This is a genomic window from uncultured Fibrobacter sp. (genome assembly GCF_937877005.1).
GTDB lineage: Bacteria > Fibrobacterota > Fibrobacteria > Fibrobacterales > Fibrobacteraceae > Fibrobacter.
The window spans coordinates 1-15952 of sequence record NZ_CALEFV010000048.1; the positions used below are offsets into that span (position 1 = coordinate 1).

General features: G+C 48.9%; 14 protein-coding genes and 1 tRNA gene. 5 read left to right on the forward strand and 10 right to left on the reverse strand.

Annotated elements, in window-relative coordinates; genetic code table 11:
- Positions 1-329: 329 nt before the first annotated feature.
- Positions 330-1547 (reverse strand): bifunctional glutamate N-acetyltransferase/amino-acid acetyltransferase ArgJ, encoded by a 1218-nt coding sequence (gene argJ / locus Q0628_RS02620; protein ID WP_298768020.1) that lies wholly within the window; start codon positions 1545-1547, stop codon positions 330-332.
- Between the two features lie 99 nt (positions 1548-1646).
- Between argJ and greA the strand changes: the two genes are divergently transcribed.
- Together greA and holA are read left to right on the forward strand one after the other, a co-directional pair.
- Complete coding sequence (greA, locus tag Q0628_RS02625; RefSeq protein WP_298768021.1) at positions 1647-2111, forward strand: transcription elongation factor GreA; 465 nt, start codon at positions 1647-1649, stop codon at positions 2109-2111.
- Between the two features lie 3 nt (positions 2112-2114).
- Positions 2115-3092: a DNA polymerase III subunit delta gene (gene holA / locus Q0628_RS02630; RefSeq protein ID WP_298768022.1), complete on the forward strand. Its 978-nt coding sequence runs from the start codon at positions 2115-2117 to the stop codon at positions 3090-3092.
- A gap of 73 nt (positions 3093-3165) precedes the next feature.
- On the opposite strand, the gene pilQ is transcribed toward holA, so the two are convergent.
- The 9 genes from pilQ to pyrR form a co-directional block, all read right to left on the reverse strand.
- Positions 3166-4698 (reverse strand): type IV pilus secretin PilQ, encoded by a 1533-nt coding sequence (pilQ, locus tag Q0628_RS02635; protein ID WP_298768023.1) that lies wholly within the window; start codon positions 4696-4698, stop codon positions 3166-3168.
- Between the two features lie 5 nt (positions 4699-4703).
- Positions 4704-6584 (reverse strand): hypothetical protein, encoded by a 1881-nt coding sequence (locus tag Q0628_RS02640; RefSeq protein ID WP_298768024.1) that lies wholly within the window; start codon positions 6582-6584, stop codon positions 4704-4706.
- The gene (gene pilO / locus Q0628_RS02645) at positions 6581-7183 is read right to left on the reverse strand and encodes a type 4a pilus biogenesis protein PilO (protein WP_298768025.1); all 603 of its coding nucleotides are present in this window, start codon (positions 7181-7183) and stop codon (positions 6581-6583) included. Before pilO ends, Q0628_RS02640 begins: the two co-directional genes overlap by 4 nt.
- A complete protein-coding gene (locus Q0628_RS02650) occupies positions 7183-7800 on the reverse strand; it encodes a PilN domain-containing protein (RefSeq protein ID WP_298768026.1) in 618 nt (205 codons plus the stop codon). The genes pilO and Q0628_RS02650 overlap by 1 nt, the downstream gene beginning before the upstream one ends.
- Positions 7800-8945 carry a pilus assembly protein PilM gene (pilM, locus tag Q0628_RS02655; protein ID WP_298768027.1) on the reverse strand — a complete coding sequence of 382 codons (1146 nt, stop codon included), beginning with the start codon at positions 8943-8945 and terminating at the stop codon, positions 7800-7802. The genes Q0628_RS02650 and pilM overlap by 1 nt, the downstream gene beginning before the upstream one ends.
- A 98-nt stretch (positions 8946-9043) precedes the next feature.
- Positions 9044-10057: a PilZ domain-containing protein gene (locus Q0628_RS02660; protein ID WP_298768028.1), complete on the reverse strand. Its 1014-nt coding sequence runs from the start codon at positions 10055-10057 to the stop codon at positions 9044-9046.
- A gap of 10 nt (positions 10058-10067) precedes the next feature.
- Positions 10068-11348, reverse strand: a complete 1281-nt coding sequence (locus tag Q0628_RS02665) for a dihydroorotase (protein ID WP_298768029.1) — start codon at positions 11346-11348, stop codon at positions 10068-10070.
- On the reverse strand, positions 11341-12291 hold the full coding sequence (locus Q0628_RS02670; RefSeq protein WP_298768030.1) for an aspartate carbamoyltransferase catalytic subunit: 951 nt from the start codon (positions 12289-12291) through the stop codon (positions 11341-11343). Before Q0628_RS02670 ends, Q0628_RS02665 begins: the two co-directional genes overlap by 8 nt.
- Position 12292: 1 nt before the next feature.
- Positions 12293-12823 (reverse strand): bifunctional pyr operon transcriptional regulator/uracil phosphoribosyltransferase PyrR, encoded by a 531-nt coding sequence (pyrR, locus tag Q0628_RS02675; RefSeq protein ID WP_298768031.1) that lies wholly within the window; start codon positions 12821-12823, stop codon positions 12293-12295.
- A 205-nt stretch (positions 12824-13028) separates the two neighbouring features.
- Here pyrR and Q0628_RS02680 point away from each other — a divergent pair, with 205 nt between their 5' ends.
- The 3 genes from Q0628_RS02680 to Q0628_RS02690 all read left to right on the forward strand — a co-directional run bounded on the left by Q0628_RS02680 (position 13029) and on the right by Q0628_RS02690 (position 15805).
- On the forward strand, positions 13029-13571 hold the full coding sequence (locus Q0628_RS02680; protein ID WP_298768032.1) for a peptidylprolyl isomerase: 543 nt from the start codon (positions 13029-13031) through the stop codon (positions 13569-13571).
- A gap of 87 nt (positions 13572-13658) precedes the next feature.
- A tRNA-Ala gene (locus Q0628_RS02685) sits at positions 13659-13731 on the forward strand.
- A gap of 85 nt (positions 13732-13816) precedes the next feature.
- The gene (locus Q0628_RS02690; RefSeq protein WP_298768033.1) at positions 13817-15805 is read left to right on the forward strand and encodes a M23 family metallopeptidase; all 1989 of its coding nucleotides are present in this window, start codon (positions 13817-13819) and stop codon (positions 15803-15805) included.
- Positions 15806-15952 lie beyond the last annotated feature (147 nt).

The window sequence follows — 15952 nt, forward strand, 5'->3', positions numbered from 1 at the left end:
GTAGAAGTTGAAATTATCCATGTTATTCCTCTTTTTTTTTCCTATAAAAATACAAGAAAATCCCGCCCAAAAGCAGGATTTTCACAAGAATTCCGTTCACAAAAGGAACCAAACACGCCGAGCGGTCTACCGTGAGAGCCGAACGGTCTCCGTGAGCAACAAACGCCTAGTATTGACTAGGCGTGGTTGCGAGATAATCGGCTCCCGTATAAGGATTCTGTTGAGTTTAGCCATCCGTGAGCCACAAGCGACTCGTCCTAACGAGTCGTGGTGGCGAGAGAGCTGGCTTCAGAGTAAGGATTCTGGTGAATTTAGCCTGCTCGGTCTTATTAGGTCGTATATTCGGCGTTGATCTTAACGTAGTCATAGCTCAAGTCGCAAGTGAACGCGCTTGCGCTTGCGTGCCCAATGTTAAGGACGAGCGTTACTTTGTATTCACGCTGGCGGACTACCGCACGCAGAGCCTTGGTCTGTTCTTCGTCAAGCTGCACCGGGCGACCGTTAGAAAGCACCTGCACATCGCCAAAGAAAAGGTCCGTCTGTTCGGCGACCATGTTGCAGCCGCTCGAACCTGCGCTGCTCAGAATACGGCCCCAGTTCGGGTCTTCGCCGAACATAGCGCACTTGGCCAAGTTAGAAGTCCCTATAAAGCGGGCCATGCGCAAAGCCTCTTCGTGGCTTTCGGCCTTTTCGATGCAGAGTTCAATCAGCTTGGTCGCACCTTCGCCGTCGCGGACGATATCCTTAGCAAGTTCCTTCATCACGAGCATGAGTGCTGCGCGGAATTCACCTTGTTCGCTGAGCGAGAGGTCTTCGTACTTGAGACCGCTCATGCCGTTTGCCAAAAGAATGCAAGTGTCGTTCGTACTGGTGTCGCCATCGACCGTAATCGCATTGAAGGAGTCGGCGATGTCGGCGCGGAATTCAGCAAAGAAATCGATCGGCAAAGCAAGGTCAGTGGTAATAAAGGCAAGCATCGTGGCCATGTTCGGGTGAATCATGCCCGAGCCCTTGCAGGCGCCACCAATCGTTACCACACCCTTTTCGGTCTGGATTTCGACGGCATGGCTCTTGAGCGCAAGGTCAGTCGTCAGAATGGCGCGGCCAAATTCTTCGGAAGCGTCAGCATGGAGCTTTTCCACAAGCTTCGGAATACCGGCTTCAATCTTGTCCATCGGCATCAGGTGGCCAATCACACCGGTGCTGCAAACGAGCACGCTCTTCGGAGTAAGCTTCAAGGCTTCTTCGGTAAGGACAGCCATGCGTTCTGCATCGCGCAGGCCCTGTTCGCCGGTACAGGCATTTGCGTTACCGCTGTTCACCACAACGGCAGAGGCAAAGTGGGCATGTTCAAGGGCGGCTTTGTCGTAAAGCACCGGAGCAGCCTTCACCTTGTTCGTTGTAAACACGGCAAAGCAACGTGCAGCCTTTTCGCTCTTCAGAAGAGCCATGTCAGCGTTACCGCTGGCCTTGATGCCTGCACAAATTCCAGACGCGGTAAAGCCCTTCGGGGAGCAGACGCCGCCTTTTTCCAATACAGTGTACATAGTATCTCCTATTGTTTTTTACCTCCTAAATTATAGAAAAATGCACCAATGTTGAACACCCCCCGCATCTGCCCCGCAAAAAAATTCTAATTTAATGGTATGGCTAAAACACCCTGTACTAAAGAAACTTACGATAAGCTGGTTGAACGTTACACCTTCCTCAAAAAGGTCGAACGTCCCCGCGTTGTTGATGAAATGGAAGAAGCCCGCAAGCAAGGCGACCTGAGCGAAAACGCCGAATACCACGCCGCCAAGGAAATGCTGGCTCATATTGATCTGGAAATTCCCAAACTGGAAGACCAAATTTCTAATGCAATTATTGTGGAATTTGACGCCAACTCCGACACCATCCGCTTTGGTGCAACTGTCACCGCCAAAAACCTCGCAACCAAGAAAGAAGTTGTCTATCAGTTGGTAAGCCCCGAAGGCGTCGATCCGATGAACGGCAAAATCAGTTTCAAGAGTCCCATGGGTTCAGCATTCATGGGTAAAAAGAAAGGTGAAATTGTCGAAGTCGTCACCCCCAAGGGTAAGAACCGTTTCGAAATCATTGACTTCAAGTAAGCTATGATTATAGCCCTCATCGGCACAGACCAGTTTTCGAAAGAGCGTCAAATAGACAAGTTTCTAACCGATGCTCTTGGCGATCGAAAAGACGATCCGCTGGCAAAGCTAGTGGTATACGCCTCCGATCCGAACATATCCTCTGTCACAGCCCTAATTATGGAAAACTGTGGTTCAGTCTCAATGTTCGCTCCGGAACAGGCCGTAGTCGTCCGCAAGGCCGATGCAATCAAAACTGCCGATGAAGTCAAGGCTCTTACCAGCTGGTTAAAAGAGGCCCCTGACTGCAAATTGCTGTTAGACTTTGACGAACTTCGTGCCACATCGGAACTCTACAAGGTTCTACAAAAAGTGGGCAAAGTCGAAAAATACGAAGAGCCCAAGCAGTACAAGATGCAAGAATGGATTGCAGCGACAATCCCCTCCTTCTTTGGCAAGCCAATTGAACCTGCGGCAAGTCTTTACTTAGCTGATGCAATCGGCACAAGCACCAAGACTGTTTGCGATGAAGTGGAAAAAATCCTGCTATACAAACCTGACTGCGACAAGATTACGCTTGATCTAGTCAAGATGCTCGTGATTCCACGCCGAGAAATTCCCCCCTATGAAATACTGAACTTCTTCGGCATGCGCGATTCGGCAGGCTACACCAACAAACTCCATGAGATTCTTTATGGCGGCAAAGACGGCACAAAAGATGCAATCAGTCTTGTGAACGCTCTATACAACCATGCGGTAGACCTGCTCAACTACATGACTCTCTCCACAAAAATGAGCCCACAAGAAGCAGCTCAGGCACTCGGCAAGAATTACTTTCTGTTCTGCAAACAAGGTAACGCCGCCGAATGCTGCCGTCGTTGGGGCAAGCCACTCCTATGCCGAGTTATTCGACGCCTCGCTGATCTCAACTATGAATTCAAGAGTTCCAGTTGGACTCGGACGAGCCAGGAACTGGCTCTTGCAGCACTGGTTGTTAGATAGCACAAAAGTTAAAGATTTCAGATAAAAAAAAACCGGAACAATCGTTCCGGGGTTCTTTTAAAAGAGGTTCTTTTTAGTTCCAGTCTTCGGCATCTTCTGCAGGAGCAGGTGCCGCAGGAGCAGGCTGTGCAGCCGCAGCCGGCTTGGATTCCGCAGGGGCCGGAGCCTGCTGTGCAGCAGGAGCCGTTTCTACGACCGGAGCAGCTTCTGCGGCAGGCTGTTGTTCTTCATTCGTCTTTTCGGCAGGCTTTTCTTCCTGCTTTGCATCCACTCTTTCGGCAACCGGTTCAGAAAGTTCAACATCGCCTACATAATTGCGAATGATTCGCGGCGTCACAAAGATAACAAGGTCCTTCTTCGCAACGGACTTACGCGTGTACTTGAACAAGTTACCCAGCAGCGGAATATCCTTGAGGAATGGAATACCGGATTCAGTTTCCGTATTCTCATTACGAGTGAGGCCACCGATAACAATCGTTTCGCCATCTGCCACGACAACCTTGGTCTTTGCTTCCTGCGTACTGATAACGACTTCACCCTTTTCGTCATAACCATAGGAATTGTTTTCAGGATGCAAATCAAGCAAGATTCGGTTGTCTCCAGACACATGCGGAGTCACCGTAAGCTTGATACCCGTTTCCACCAGCTGTGTCGAAGATTCACCATCATCGTCAATCACGCGGATGGACACCTTATCACCCATGAACACCAGGGCTTCCGTATTGTCGAGGGTAGATACCTGCGGGCTAGCAAGAACTTCCGTAGAAGCATCGCCCATCAAGTTCGTCAAAGCAATTTGCAGATTATTGTCAAGCAGACTTGCCGTAATCGCCGTCGAAGCCTTATTCACAGCCGGAGAGGCTCCACCATTCGGGAACGACTGAATAGCAGCACTAGTACGTGTACCACCGGAGGTTGTTCCAGTAGGAGTACCAGCAACACCAGGTGTCAACGCGGCATTTCCCATTCTCGCAGTCCAGTCAACACCCAATTCGCGAGCACGTTCGCTATTAACCACCACGAGCTTCGCCGTAATCATGATCTGAAGTGTTTCAACGTCAAGTTCCGTGAGAGCGTTCTGCATCTGCTCAATTTTTGCTTCAGTATCATAAACGATAATCGAATTCGTACGTTCCACGGTGGTGATACGACCACGTCCAGACTTCATGCTTTCAAGGACCTGAATGAGTTCCTGGGCCTTTGCATGATGAATCTGGAAATTCTTTCGCACTAGCGGAGCGTTCTGTTCGGCTTGAGCTTCTTCGTCAGCAATCTTTTTCTGCTTAGCAAAGTAAGTACTGGATCGCTGAATCAAGATATACTTGTCCTCCACAATCCATGTCAAGTCGTTCATGTTACAGACGATATCAAGAGCTTCTTGCCAAGTCTTCTTCGTGATAGTCAAGCTCGTCTTACCCTTGACTTCCGGAGCAAGGATAATGTCGACTTGAGCCACCTTGGATATGGAATTGAAGACAGCCTCGAAGTTCATTTCTACGAAACTGAAATCATATAATTTCGTATTGGGTCCACTTACCGAACCTTCGGCAGGGCCTGCTGTGGCCATAGAAACCACCAAGAGAATAGCAGTCAGTATTTTAATCATATTTTTCACTTTTGACCCCCAAATTTATCGGGAAGACCCATGGAATAGCGACGGCTCACCCCGAATTCCTGAATCAGGAAGAGGACGTCAGTTTGTGTAATTTTCAAGACTTTGCCATTGAGAATCTTGTCACCTTCCTTAAGCGTGTAAGAAACCGACGGATTCTTAGATTCAACCAAGATAGCCATCGGGACATCCGATTCCCAAATAATTCCAACCAGTTCGACCTGGTCGATATTGATACCTTCTTCTACTAAGCCCTTAATTTCTACAAATGGATCACGACGACCAAAAGAGCTATAGGTCACGCGGTCTTCATACAATCCTTCCAGTTGGCTTCCCGTCGTTACAGGCGTTCCACCCGCAAGATCGGTACCACGATCCTTATCGACCTGTTTCAGGCGTTCCGCCTGCACAGCAGACAACTCATCAAAGAAACTCACCGAGCGACGGTTAACATAGCCAACACGGTTCCCATACTGAACCTTGCGATAGAGTCCAGTCAAATCGAGGCTGACAAGCCTATCGCCGAAGACTAGACGCTGCAGCACCTGTGCATTTTCGTTAGGAGCCGCATAGAGCTCAATTTCATCGGCAACAACAATCAATTCGCGGATGACCGGACGCAAATGGAATGTCTGAGATCCCGAAACAATTTTCTTGCTATCCTTTTCCATCTTCTTGACAAAGGAATCAAAGTTCAAGGCTTCATCGACGGCCTTCATCCAATCCCTCACAAAGATTCCATCCGGCTGAGCAGACCAGAAGACAAAGCCGTCCTTCTTCAGGGCGCGTTCCGCGACCTGCAGGACTAAGATTCCATCTTGGACAAGAATGACCGGTTTGACACTCGACTGCAACTGAATTTTGAGACCGTTGCTCCCCCAAGTCACAGACTTGACCAGAGAACCAGCACCAATCTTGAACACTGGAGACTTTTGCGGTCCCGCAAGACCGACTGTCAATGTAGAATTCTTATCCGGACCAGAAATATTCTTTAGTTCAATAGGAGACTCGGCTACCAATCGGAACTGCTCCATGCCGGAACCAATCAGGACAGTCATCTCCTTCAGGTTCGGAAGCAAGGCAGAAATCTTGCCACCTTCCTTAATGGCCTTATCGAGCTGTTTTTGCTGTTCAGCCATCAACTTTTCCTGTTCACGGGCAGCTTTTTCTGCGGCCTTCTTCTCTTCGGCCAAACGCTTTTTCTCTTCGAGAGCCGCCTTCTCGGCAGCCTTCTTCTCTTCAAGAGCACGCTTTTCAGCAGCCTTCTTTTCTTCGGCCAGGCGCTTCTTTTCTTCCTTGGCGGCCTTTTCTGCGGCCTTCTTCTCTTCAAGAGCCTTCTTCTCGGCGGCCTTCTTTTCTTCGGCCAGACGTTTCTTTTCTTCGAGAGCCGCCTTTTCGGCAGCTTTCCTCTCTTCTAGAGCAGCCTTCTCAGCTTCTTTCTTGCGCTCGGCAAAGAGTTTAGACAAAGTCCAGGACTTTCCACCCTTGTTCTTGAACTGGAGCAAGAAATTGGACTTATCGAGAGCAATTTCGTTCTTGTCACTCGAAATTGAAGATCCAACGACCATTTCAATCTTCAAGAACGGAGTGCCCTTGAGGTTATCCTTGAACACTCGCATCGACTTGATAAACTTGGATTCAGGATCAACGCCAAACTCGCCTTCGCCCAACGCGAAAGTCGTCTGCGAAAAACCGACCGTCAGTTTCTTAGCAGCAGCATCATACTTCTGGTAGAAATTCGGCAAATCCTTTTCCGAAGCAAAAGCATACACCAAGCGGCAGCCCTTCGCATCGCAAACAAAGCGAACATCCTTAATCTGGGCGGCATTGGCAACCACCACCAACAGAAGAGACAATAAAAGGAACTTACACTTCATCATTTTGCCACCTTCTTTGATGTGTAAGTGGTCAAGTTAAAACTCACGGACATGGTTATCGGAGTCCAGCCGTGCGTTTCAGCCTTCTGGATTTCAGCAGCGATTCCCGAATAACGGTTCAACCTCAAATTGGTAATAGCCGTCGGATAGCTGAAATTCGCAATTTCCGCGAAAAGATATCCAAGCATATGGTAGCCTGAATTGACCGCAATAGAATAACGGTTCTCTATATAATGTTCCCTTTCGGTTCCGCTACCCTCAGGATTAAACTTCTGGATCTGCACGCCAGAGCTGCGAAGCACAGAATAAAGATCCTGCAGGCGCAGAGGGACCTTTTCCTCTTCCGGGAACATTTCCTTCAACTTTTCAAAGTCCTTTTCGGCCTGGACCAGCTGCATTTCCAATTCAGCAACACGATGCTTCTTAGCATTAATCTTGTCGCGCTCCGCCTTGGCACCTTCCAAGTCACGCTCCAGGCTCTCACGCTGATAAACGAACGGATCCCACATGTAGTTATATACCAAATGGGCCGCAGCCATCAAAATAAGGCATATGACGATGGCATATACGTTTCGTTTGTCTTTAAGATCTATCTTGCCCATTATCCCTCCTCCTCAAGGCCGAGATCCTGTTTCAGGATGACCTTTATGGTGAAGTTATACGCTTCCTCCGTTTCGACTTTAGTCGTAGCGATGGTCACCAAGGATACAGATTGGATACTAGCCTGTTTTTCCAGTTTAACCATATATTCGGCCACCTCGGAAAAATCAAACGTTACCCCTTTCATTTCCAAATCAAAATCACCCATCTGATTGATGCTCGTGACCCACATATTAGGCGGAAGAACCGACGAGATGTTTTCTAGCAACATCACCCAGCGCTTCTTGCTCACCTGAATGGATTTAAGAGCATTAATCTTGGTATTAATGACGCCTTGTTTCTGTTCCAGGTCGCTAATCTTGGAAAGCAAGGGACGTTCGCGTTCGACTTCTTCCTGAACAGAAGTCAACTCTGTCGACAACCTAGAAATGGTTTCATTAATGAATGTCTGCAGCATCATCACGGCAACAGCAGCCGCGATCAAGGCTATCGTAGGCCAAATAATACGACGGTCTGTAATCCAGGTAAAGTCTTTCTGTTTCTTCCGGTATTCCGGAGGAAGCAGGTTAATCGAAATGGCCAAGGCATTTCCTGTGGGTTCTGTTTTCTTAGACGCCATTAGAACTTCCTCATTGCCAAGCCCAACGCAGGAGCGTAAATGTTAGACAAACTAACGGATATTCCCGTTTCACCGAACACCTTGGAATCACAAGGAATCAGACGGAACGGGTTCACCGTATCGGTTTCTACACCCGTACGTTCAGCAACAAATTCCTTCAAGCCCGGAATTGCTGCGCCACCACCGCCAAGCAGGATCATGTTGAGCGCCTTGGAATCCTCGGACGAAGAGAAATAACGAATACCGATGTCGATCTGCGCAAGGAGATCCTCGTATGCCAGTCGGAGCGCAGCTTCAACTTCCGCTTCTGAAAAACCATCTACAACAGACAGGTCACCATTGTTAAAAATTTCATGACACTTCTCGGCATCGACTCCCAAGTTCATGCAGGTCTTGCTAATGACCATGTCCAATGATCCACCGGTCATGGCACGCATAGAGTGGAACTTTCCATCCTGAACAAATGCCACACTCATTTTCTTCTCGCCGATATTGAAAATGGCAACGGTCTTGTCCTTGTCCTTTTCTTCCATGGACACCATATAAGCATTCAGCAAGCCAAAAATATCGACATCCAGGGCTGCCAGTCGAACGCCCTTTCGCGTAAAAAACTGCGCCCAAGAATCAAGCAAAGCACTCTTGGCAGCAACAACATTCACCTTGACATCGTCATTGTCACGAGAGGCGACTTCATAGTCAATCACGTTGTCCTGATCATCAAAGGGCGGACGGGACTGGGCGGTCTGAAGAATAATGGCAGCCTCATTGCCATTCTTAGGCACCTTGACAGAAAGACGGTCCACCAGCACGCCACCAGCGCCTGCGCCACAATTGACACACGCGACTACATCACAAGAATCATCGATAGGATGACGGATAAGCAACTTATTCAGCGCATCACCAAGCAGTTCGGCGCCATCCTTCTCATGCTTTCCTTCAGCATCCGCAGGAGCATCTCCCTCACGAACCTGGATTTCGCCATTAACGATGGCTCCATCGGGCACTCGTTCCAGGTCGGCATCTAGCACAATCTTACCACCACTAGCGCCATGCAACACCTTGACATACTTGATGCTGTAATGACCAACATCAATGCCAACTGTTTCGCGTAAACCACGAATTTTCGCAATCAATCCTAAAGCCAATGTAAACTCCGATTGAAGAACAATATCACTTCAATTCTACCTTTATAAAAGCTAAATGTCAAGAGAAAAATTCATCTAAGTCCTTGAAAATGAACTAGTTAGGTACTTTTCGCTCTCTTTTTGGCCTCTTTTTTGTTCTTATTCAATTCAAACAGATACTGAAGAACCGTTTCCTGAATCCAACCGAAAGCCCCACTAAAGGATGCCGTCATGCAAAAATAGGTCGGAAAGTCGTTACTCTTATGCCCCAGGTTACGCAAAATTTCAATTTCTGCAACCTGTTCGCCAAAACTGGGAAGTTCAAAATTAATACGGAGCCGTTGGCCAGGAAAGCATTCCTTAGGCAGTCCGATCATAATACCACCGGCAGAGAGATCCAACAGTATCCCCCCGCATTCGGACTCATCTTCAAATTTCGCCGTGACCGGGAACTGGACCTGTTCACGAACCCAACGACGCAATTGGCGTTTATCCAACTTATTGGTATGAGGCAGAACAAGAAGTCCGTTTTCCATTCTAAGTACAGGAAGTAAAGCAGAATAAAGAGCATCGTCGGGTCTCGTCCAGCGAATCAAGACAGATCCTTCTAGCTTAGGGGCTTCAACGCCCGGTTCATTTTCAAAAGAAATCGCCCACTCTTTTTCATTTCGCCAGGCAATTTCGGACCGTTTAATCTTCATGCCATTTTCAAGAACGAGATCGATACGATCCCCGATCCTGAATTGGCGCGTTGAATAGATTTCCGTCAGATTATTCGAGGCCGTAAAATTCAATTTTTCACGGAGCCGTTCCACAGCCGACAATGTTTCATCTCGTATTTGAAATACATTTCGAATATCGTAGAACATCGCGACAGCTTCCTCGAACAACTTCGACGAATTCAAGATTGCATCTTTATTTTCAAAGGTCGACGCACGGATTATTTTATCCAAAGTCCTTTTTTCTTTATCTGTAAAACCAATTGCAGCAACCTTTTCGTCAAAAATCCTTGTTCCAAACATATCTTCATTTTCACGGCGGTAATTGATACGCTGAACCTCGACCAGCACTAACAGTGACAGGCCCAAGAAGATAATGCCAGTTATCCAAAGAAGCTGTAATGGTTCTATCATGAACAAGGCCTCAGACTTCCGTCCACACCCCACCAATGTAGGTACCGAGAATTGTACACGGCAGTTCAATGTCCATGAGAGGCGTATTGCGCACATGGCCTGCAACATCGGAAGGCTTTACCCGGTGAGGCTTATCAGAAAGAACCACCAAGTTTACACGCTTTTCATCGGGAGTCACGCCAGCGATTTTGGCAGGCGCAGACGACAACAGTTCTATCGCCTTAGCCTCACCGAAACGACCGGATAGCTCTTTCCACAAGGCGGGCAAAGCTACTTCCAGCGAAATTGCTCCAGGGACAGAATCTTCAAAATTCACTTCCTTGTCCTGACGAAGTACCGGGCAATGATTCATACTCACGGCATTCACCGTACCATCCTCAATTCCCTTGAACAAAGCCTCCCGGTCGGATGCCGCCCGCAATGGAGGTATCAGATGATATGCGGAATCAAGGGAAACAAGAGAAGAATCATCCAACAGCAAGTGATAAATATCAACATCACAGGTAACATCCATGCCCTTCTTACGGGCTTCTCGAACAAGGTCGAGTGTTTCGCCGCAGGTCACCTGCTTAAAGTGCACCGGGACATTGAGGAATCGCGCCATTTCAAGAACGGTGTAGGCAGCGATAGTTTCTGCCACACGAGGTATCCCCTTCATTCCAAGCATGTCGGAATAAGCACCTTCATGAACACAACCGTTCTTGCGCAGCGTCCTATCCATCGGCTGGAAGAAGAATCGCTTACCCGTCATCTTGCCATATTCCATGGCTAGGCGAATAAAGCGTGTCGACGGGATACTTGCACCACCATCGCCAAAGCCTGCAACACCACACACGTCAAGTTCATCACATCCCGAGGCAAGTTCCATCATTTCGGACAAGCGATCACTACCGAAACCAATGCTATAAGCGCCAAGAATCGCGAACTTCATGTCTTCGGCGAGCAAACGATTTTCAAGCGCAGCTAGTTTCTCGCTATCGTCAATCGGGTTTGCCGCACTTTCGTAAAGGCCTCCATAGAAGCCTCCCTTGCGCATAGCCTTGAATCCATCCTTAAACGTGTATATGTCATCGCGCAGGGGTTCTTGAAAGTCGACTCCCAAGGCAAACAAGGCCGGAAGAGCCATAGCACCGCCGCAATCTACAACAGCAGCAGTCTCAGATGAATTATCAAAGTAATCCTTGTCGGCAACATAGCCATCGGCAATCGCCATTTTGTCCGTTTCGACAAATTTACTACCGTTCCAAAAGCGGACATTTTTCAAAACTACATTGTTCACACGATTAGTCATTTGCACGGCCTCCGGCCAAAAGATACAACACCGCCATGCGAACGGCCACGCCGTTCGTCACCTGATCAAGGATTACGGAATGTTCGCCGTCGGCGATGTCCGAATCAAGTTCTACTCCGCGATTGATTGGACCTGGATGCATTATCAGGACCTTATCCTTTGCTTGAGCAAGTACATTCTCAGTAATGCCAAAGAAATTGCGGTACTCTCGCATGCTCGGAAGCAAGGCGTCATCCATGCGTTCCTTCTGGAGGCGAAGGGCAATGACAACATCGGCTTCCTTGACCGCCTTTTCAACATCGCCCTCCCAAGAAACATTGCCGAGTTCCTTATACTGCAGAAGTTCCGTATTGCGAGGAACCAGCGTCGACGGACCGCAGAGCGTCACATGGGCACCCATGGTGGTCATCCCCCAAATATTACTACGGGCCACGCGACTGTGGCGGATATCGCCAACGATCGTTACCTTCTTTCCTTCAAGGGTTCCGAGCTTTTCTTCAACAGTAAGCATGTCCAACAATGCTTGCGTGGGATGTTCATGAGCACCATCCCCCGCGTTCACGATAATTGCATTGCTGTGTTCGGCAAGAAACTTCGGAACACCCGTTCCCTTGTGTCGAACAACCACAATATCAATCTTCATTGATTCGATATTGCGAAGCGTATCAACCAATGTTTCACCCTTCTTGACACTGGAATTACTGCTAGCGAAGTTTACCGTATCGGCCGACAGACGCTTTTCTGCAAGTTCAAAGCTCGTACGCGTGCGGGTGCTATTTTCAAAGAAAAGGTTCACCACGGTAAGGCCGCGCAGTGACGGGACCTTCTTGACGGGACGTTCCAAAATCTCACGAAACTGCTTGGCGTTGTCCAAAATGGTACGGATATCCTGCTTGGACACGCCCTGAAGTCCAAACAAATGCTTAATCTGAAGTGCGCTCAACTTAAACCTCCACCTCTACGAGGTAAACGGAATTTTCTTTATCAAAAGGCTCTATCTGCACGCGGACTTCCTGATCCTGTGCCGTTTCTACCGTGAGCCCCACGCAATCGGGAGCGATAGGGAGTTCGCGGTGGCCGCGATCCACAAGCACGCAAAGACGAATGGCTGCCGGACGACCTAGGTCGAGAATCGCCTGCATGGCTGCACGCACCGAACGTCCCGTATAAAGTACGTCGTCCACAAGGATTACCGTCTTGCCTTCAACCGAAGCAGGCATTTCGGTAATGCGCATTTCGCTTGTGCCCATGTGGGTGCGGTAATGGAAGTCATCGCGATAGAATGTTGCATCGAGACTTCCCATCGGGATGGCGCGGTCAAACTTTTGACTGAGACGCTCGCAAAGTTTTTTGGCCAGCGGAATTCCGCGACTAGCCATGCCGAGCACCACTAAGTCATCCGCCGAGGGGTGCATCTTGGCCAATTTAGCAGCCATTTCATCTAGAGCGAATTCCATCGCCTGAGCAGATAGCAATTCTCTAATTTTTTTACAGTTGTCTTTCATATAAGTATCAGGTCAGTCGCACAGCGCCCTCTGGGGTTCGAGGTCACTCGCGTCGTTCGTTTTGTGTTTTCAGCTAGAAATTAGTTTTTTTCTAGACTTTTTTTCTTGGAAAAGTTAGAAAATACCCCTATTTTTTTATATATATAGGGAAAACCTCACACCTATAGGAGAATCCATGTTCAATCAGCTGGGCAAACCGGAAGCAGGCGAAACCATCGCCATCATGAAGACCAATCACGGCACCATGAAGCTACGCATTTTTGAAGACATCGTGGGCGAATGCGCCACGAACTTCGTCGAACTTGCCAAGCAGGGTAAGTATGACGGCGCCCCCTTCCACCGCATCATCAGCGGTTTCATGATTCAGGGCGGTGACTTTACAAATCGCAACGGTACTGGCGGCCACTCCGCCAAGGGCCCCGGCACAACAATTGGCGACAAGTACGATCCGCGCCTCACCCACATGCGCGGAGCCCTCAGCTGGGCAAAGACAATGATGCCGAATTCTATCGGCAGCCAGTTCTTTATCGTGCATGGCGACGACGTTCACTTCCTAGATCACCCCTCTAACGGTGGTCCCGCCGAAGGCTACTCCGTATTCGGACAGCTCTACGAAGGCTTCGAAGTCCTCGACGAAATCGCAGGGGTCAAGACCGACCGCCGCGATGCCCCATACGAAGACGTGATCATCGAATCCGTGACCATCGCAAAAGCCTAAAAACAACGGGTCGTAAAAAATTTTCACTTTTTTTATGCCCCACCCTTGACAAGTCAAATTAGTTCTTCTATATTTGGCTCGTCCTTCGGGGTTATAGCTCAGTTGGTAGAGCGCCTGCATGGCATGCAGGAGGTCAGGAGTTCGACTCTCCTTAGCTCCACTCGAAAGGCCCGTTTGTAATGCAAGCGGGTCTTTTTGCTTTATCCGGTTTGCACATCTTGTAATAATTTTGTATCTTTGCGCACATGAACATCATTTGGAACAAACTCTCTAAAATTGCGGTCAGTGGAATGATCGGGGGCTTCGTATTTTTTGCAACTCCGATCTATGCCGAGGAATGCAATCAACAGACCATGGACGCCTTCGCATACGAAGACTGCGTCAACGCAAAATCAGGCGTTTCCATCGACAATGGCGACAGCGTCAAGACCAAGACCATCGGAATAGAGGCGATTCCAATCTACCGCCCCTTCAACCGCGATGCATATGTAACCTCCAGCTTCGGTGAAAACCGGGGAACACGTTACCACGCCGGTTTTGATTACTCCACCAACATGGAAGAAGGCTGGCCCATCTACGCTCCCGAAGACGGAAAGGTCATAGAACTCAGGGTATCGCCATTCCTCTACGGTAAGCTAATGCTATTCAAGGGCAATAGCGGCAAGACCTGGGCTTTCGCGCATCAAAGCAGTTTCGGAAAACTTGACGAGCTGATTATAGCCAAGCAATACACAAGCAAGAAGAACGATGTTACCATCAAGCCGGGCAAAAGCTACAAGAAGGGAGACACGCTCACCTTCGCCGGAAGCACCGGTATCGGAAATCCGCACCTACACCTGGAAGTACGCCTAGACAACGATCGCCTGCTGAATCCGGTTCTTGCAGGAGTTTCCATTGCAGATACAATCGCACCGCAAATATTCGGTATCGCCGTATGGCAGGGCAACCACCTCGCCATCACAACGCCCGAAGCAATTGACAAGGGATGCGTCGAAACCCCCGTCAAAAACGAATACAATCTTGATATCGCCGTTAAGATCGTCGACTACAGCCGCGAACCTAAGGAAAATCCGATGTCGGTCCGTCGCATCACCTTGTGGCGTTACGACGAAAAGATTTTCGAGGATAAGCTCGACACCTTGCGCTATAGCAAGATGACGCAGATTCGCGACCAATTACTGTGGGCTGAAGAAGCCGATACTGCAGGCGACTGGCATGTAATACAGGCGAAACTCGCCCCACTTTCAACATACACAATCGAAGTTGAAGACTATAACGGCAACAAAACATCGAAAAAGTTTACATTCCATCCCCATTGCAAGAGCGACCACGCCATTCCGCTAACCAAGGTCCAGACATCACCTCTATTTACATTCCTAAGCCGTCCCATGCTCGACCTGTTCCGTTGCGAAAACGGAATGAAGTTCAGTGCTATGTTCAAGGACAAGGTTATCGAAGAGGACATGTGCAAGGCATTTAAGCACAGACCGATTACCATCGGACGCCTCCTCGAAATCTATCCAGAAATGACAGACATTCACTACAGCGCCGATGCGGCCGCAACGGGCGACGGCAAAGCCGTCAACGAAAACATTTCCATCTACACATTCAACCAATACCAGAAGAGTGTCAATTGGAGCACCAATATCGGAAACATCACCGTTTCCCAAAAAATAACTGGCATTCCCACAGTAAAAGACTCAACCAAACGCATTCTTGCCGTGACTCGCACTCATACGGACAGTCTTGATTATCTGGAATTCCATCCCAAAGGAATGCAACTCAAGAATTGGACAGTCTGTATCGAAAATCCCGAAAACAACGCTCCGCTATACTGGCTTGGAGAAACGAGCCGCAACTGGTTCATTTTCAGCAAGCAGACCAAGGGTAAAAAACGCTGCGCCACCACAAACGAACTGCGGGATATCGCAAACATCAATAACGAGGAAGCTCCCATTCTTGGTTTCCCCTACTGGGGCGACATGTTCATCGGTGGCGTTCGTCAACCCGCCCTGAGAGTTCCGCTCATGTTCAAGTATGACGGAATCCCCGACGGAAACGCGATTACGGTAACGGTCGGCAAGAAGTGGGTTGCCGCTGAATACGATTCCGAACCGCGCGAAATCGTTATCGAGGGCGAAAAACTTCCTGAGGCAGGAGGCCACTTCAACATCAAGCTCGTAGACGAAGCCGGTCACAAGGCCAGCTACGACGTTGATGTTCCGGAGATGTAAGGAGGCGAGTGTCGCGGGCAAGCTCGCTTGCCCATGACCGAGCCGACGAACATCGCACTCCGAAGGAGTGCAAATGTAGCGAACCAAATGCCGCGCACAAGCTTGCTTGTGCATGGCTGAGGTGAAGCTTTGCAAAAAAGGCCGCGA